Genomic DNA, 4502 nt, shown 5'->3' with positions numbered 1-4502 from the left:
AGTGCTAGCCAATCAACAAGCGCATCAGTATCAGCTAGCGAATCAGCAAGCGCATCAGTATCTGCAAGTCAATCAACTTCAGCATCTGTAAGTGCAAGCGAATCAACTAGCGCATCAGTAAGCTCAAGTCAATCCGCTTCAGCTTCAGCTTCAGCATCAGTATCTGCAAGCCAAAGCGCTTCAGCATCTGTAAGTGCTAGCCAATCAACAAGCTCATCAGTATCAGCTAGCGAATCAGCAAGCGCATCAGTATCTGCAAGTCAATCAACTTCAGCATCTGTAAGTGCAAGCGAATCAACTAGCGCATCAGTAAGCTCAAGTCAATCCGCTTCAGCTTCAGCATCAGTATCTGCAAGCCAAAGCGCTTCAGCATCTGTAAGTGCAAGTCAATCAGCTTCAGCGTCTGTATCAGCTAGCCAATCAACTAGCGCATCAGTAAGCTCAAGTCAATCCGCTTCAGCATCTGTAAGTGCAAGCGAATCAACTAGCGCCTCAGCATCTGTAAGTGCAAGCGAATCAACTAGCGCCTCAGTATCTGCAAGTGAATCAGCTTCAGCGTCTGTATCAGCTAGTCAATCAGCTAGCGCATCAGCGTCTGTAAGTGCAAGTCAATCAGCTTCAGCGTCTGTATCAGCTAGCCAATCAGCAAGCGCATCAGTATCTGCAAGTCAATCAGCTTCAGCATCAGTATCTGCAAGTCAATCAACTTCAGCGTCTGTAAGTGCTAGCCAATCAGCAAGCGCATCAGTATCTGCAAGCGAATCAACTTCAGCATCTGTAAGTGCAAGCCAATCAGCAAGCGCATCAGTATCTGCAAGTCAATCAGCTTCAGCATCAGTATCTGCAAGTCAATCAACTTCAGCATCTGTATCAGCTAGCCAATCAGCAAGCGCATCAGTAAGCTCAAGTCAATCAGCTTCAGCATCTGTAAGTGCAAGCGAATCAACTAGCGCATCAGTAAGCTCAAGTCAATCCGCTTCAGCTTCAGCATCAGTATCTGCAAGCCAAAGCGCTTCAGCATCTGTAAGTGCAAGCCAAAGCGCTTCAGCATCTGTAAGTGCAAGTCAATCAGCTTCAGCGTCTGTATCAGCAAGCCAATCAACTAGCGCATCAGTAAGCTCAAGCGAATCAACAAGCGCATCAGTATCTGCAAGTGAATCAACTTCAGCATCTGTATCAGCAAGCCAATCAGCAAGCGCATCAGTATCTGCAAGTCAATCAGCAAGCGCATCAGTAAGCTCAAGTCAATCAGCTTCAGCATCTGTATCAGCTAGCCAATCAACTAGCGCATCAGTAAGCTCAAGTCAATCAACTTCAGCGTCTGTATCAGCTAGCCAATCAACTAGCGCATCAGTAAGCTCAAGTCAATCCGCTTCAGCTTCAGCATCAGTATCTGCAAGCCAAAGCGCTTCAGCATCTGTAAGTGCAAGTCAATCCGCTTCAGCGTCTGTATCAGCTAGCCAATCAACAAGCGCATCAGTATCTGCAAGTCAATCAGCTTCAGCATCTGTATCAGCTAGCCAATCAGCAAGCTCAAGTCAATCAACTTCAGCATCAGTATCTGCAAGTCAATCAGCAAGCGCATCAGTAAGCTCAAGTCAATCAGCTTCAGCATCTGTATCAGCTAGCCAATCAACTAGCGCATCAGTAAGCTCAAGTCAATCAACTAGCGCATCAGTAAGCTCAAGTCAATCAACTAGCGCATCAGTAAGCTCAAGTCAATCAACTTCAGCGTCTGTAAGTGCAAGTCAATCAACTAGCGCATCAGTATCTGCAAGCCAAAGCGCTTCAGCGTCTGTATCAGCTAGCCAATCAACTAGCGCATCAGTAAGCTCAAGTCAATCAACTTCAGCATCAGTATCTGCAAGCCAAAGCGCTTCAGCATCAGTATCTGCAAGTCAATCAGCAAGCGCATCAGTAAGCTCAAGTCAATCAGCTTCAGCATCAGTAAGCTCAAGCGAATCAACTAGCGCATCAGTATCTGCAAGTCAATCAACTTCAGCATCTGTATCAGTTAGCCAAAGCGCTTCAGCATCAGTATCTGTAAGTCAATCAACTTCAGCATCTGTAAGTGCAAGTCAATCAACTAGCTCATCAGTAAGCTTAAGTCAATCAACTTCAGCATCTGTAAGTGCAAGTCAATCAACTAGCGCATCAGTATCTGCAAGCCAATCAGCTTCAGCGTCTGTATCAGCTAGCCAATCAACTAGCGCATCAGTATCTGCAAGTCAATCAACTTCAGCATCTGTAAGTGCAAGCGAATCAACTAGCGCATCAGTATCTGCAAGTCAATCAGCTTCAGCATCTGTATCAGCTAGCCAATCAGCAAGCGCATCAGTAAGCTCAAGTCAATCAACTTCAGCGTCTGTATCAGCTAGCCAATCAGCTTCAGCATCTGTATCAGCAAGCGAATCAACTAGCGCATCAGTAAGCTCAAGTCAATCAGCTTCAGCATCTGTAAGTGCAAGCGAATCAACTAGCGCATCAGTATCTGCAAGTCAATCAGCTTCAGCGTCTGTATCAGCTAGTCAATCAACTTCAGCATCAGTATCTGCAAGCCAAAGCGCTTCAGCGTCTGTATCAGCTAGCCAATCAGCAAGCGCATCAGTAAGCTCAAGTCAATCAGCTTCAGCATCTGTATCAGCAAGCGAATCAACTAGCGCATCAGTATCTGCAAGTCAATCAGCTTCAGCATCTGTATCAGCAAGCGAATCAACTAGCGCATCAGTATCTGCAAGTCAATCAGCTTCAGCATCTGTATCAGCAAGCGAATCAACTAGCGCATCAGTATCTGCAAGTCAATCAGCTTCAGCATCTGTATCAGCAAGCGAATCAACTAGCGCATCAGTATCTGCAAGTCAATCAGCTTCAGCATCTGTATCAGCAAGCGAATCAACTAGCGCATCAGTATCTGCAAGTCAATCAGCTTCAGCATCTGTATCAGCAAGCGAATCAACTAGCGCATCAGTATCTGCAAGTCAATCAGCTTCAGCATCTGTAAGTGCAAGTCAATCAGCTTCAGCTTCTGTAAGTGCAAGCGAATCAGCTTCAGCATCAGTAAGCTCAAGTCAATCAACTTCAGCATCTGTATCAGCAAGTCAATCAGCTTCAGCATCAGTATCTGCAAGCCAAAGCGCTTCAGCGTCTGTATCAGCTAGCCAATCAACTAGCGCATCTGTAAGTGCAAGTCAATCAGCTTCAGCATCAGTATCTGCAAGTCAATCAGCTTCAGCGTCTGTATCAGCTAGCCAAAGCGCTTCAGCATCAGTATCTGTAAGTCAATCAACTTCAGCGTCTGTAAGTGCTAGCCAATCAACTAGCGCATCAGTATCTGCAAGTCAATCAGCTTCAGCATCAGTATCTGCAAGTCAAAGCGCTTCAGCGTCTGTATCAGCTAGTCAATCAACTAGCGCATCAGTAAGCTTAAGTCAATCAACTTCAGCATCAGTATCTGCAAGTCAATCAGCTTCAGCGTCTGTATCAGCTAGCCAATCAGCTTCAGCATCAGTATCTGCAAGTCAATCAACTTCAGCATCTGTATCAGCAAGCCAATCAACTAGCGCATCAGTATCTGCAAGCCAATCAACTTCAGCGTCTGTATCAGCAAGCCAATCAGCTTCAGCATCAGTATCAGCAAGCGAATCAACTAGCGCATCAGTATCAGCTAGCCAATCAGCTAGCGCATCAGTAAGCTCAAGTCAATCAACTTCAGCGTCTGTATCAGCTAGTCAATCAGCTTCAGCGTCTGTAAGTGCAAGCGAATCAACTAGCGCATCAGTATCTGCAAGCACAAGCTTGAGCAACAGCGTAAGTGCATCAATCAGTGCATCTGAATCAGCAAGCACAAGCTTGAGCAACAGCGTGTCTGCATCAATCAGTGCAAGCCAATCAGCAAGCACAAGCTTGAGCAACAGCGTGTCTGCATCAATCAGTGCTAGCCAATCAGCAAGCACAAGCTTGAGCAACAGTGTATCTGCATCAATCAGTGCTTCAGTATCAGCAAGCACAAGCTTGAGCAACAGCGTGTCTGCATCAATCAGTGCATCTGAATCAGCAAGCACAAGCTTGAGCAACAGCGTATCCGCTTCAATCAGTGCATCTGAATCAGCAAGCACAAGCTTGAGCAACAGCGTATCTGCATCAATCAGTGCATCTGAATCAGCAAGCACAAGCTTGAGCAACAGCGTAAGTGCATCAATCAGTGCATCTGAATCAGCAAGCACAAGCTTGAGCAACAGCGTATCCGCTTCAATCAGTGCATCTGAATCAGCAAGCACAAGCTTGAGCAACAGCGTGTCTGCATCAATCAGTGCAAGCCAATCAGCAAGCACAAGCTTGAGCAACAGCGTATCTGCATCAATCAGTGCATCTGAATCAGCAAGCACAAGCTTGAGCAACAGCGTATCTGCATCAATCAGTGCTAGCCAATCAGCAAGCACAAGCTTGAGCAACAGCGTATCAGCGTCAATCAGTGCTAGCCAATCAGCAAGCACAAGCTTGAG

General features: G+C 46.1%; 1 protein-coding gene. It reads left to right on the top strand.

Features of this window, described 5'->3' with window-relative positions; translation table 11 throughout:
* Window positions 1-4502 (top strand): accessory Sec-dependent LPXTG-anchored adhesin (locus B7708_RS00075; RefSeq protein WP_142358242.1); only part of this gene is annotated, 4502 nt, incomplete at both ends.

Origin of the sequence: Streptococcus oralis subsp. dentisani (assembly GCF_002096615.1) — a bacterium.
Classification (GTDB): domain Bacteria; phylum Bacillota; class Bacilli; order Lactobacillales; family Streptococcaceae; genus Streptococcus; species Streptococcus oralis_U.
The sequence above is the reverse complement of the archived record's forward strand: the minus strand, read 5'-3'. Positions and strand labels throughout refer to the sequence as shown.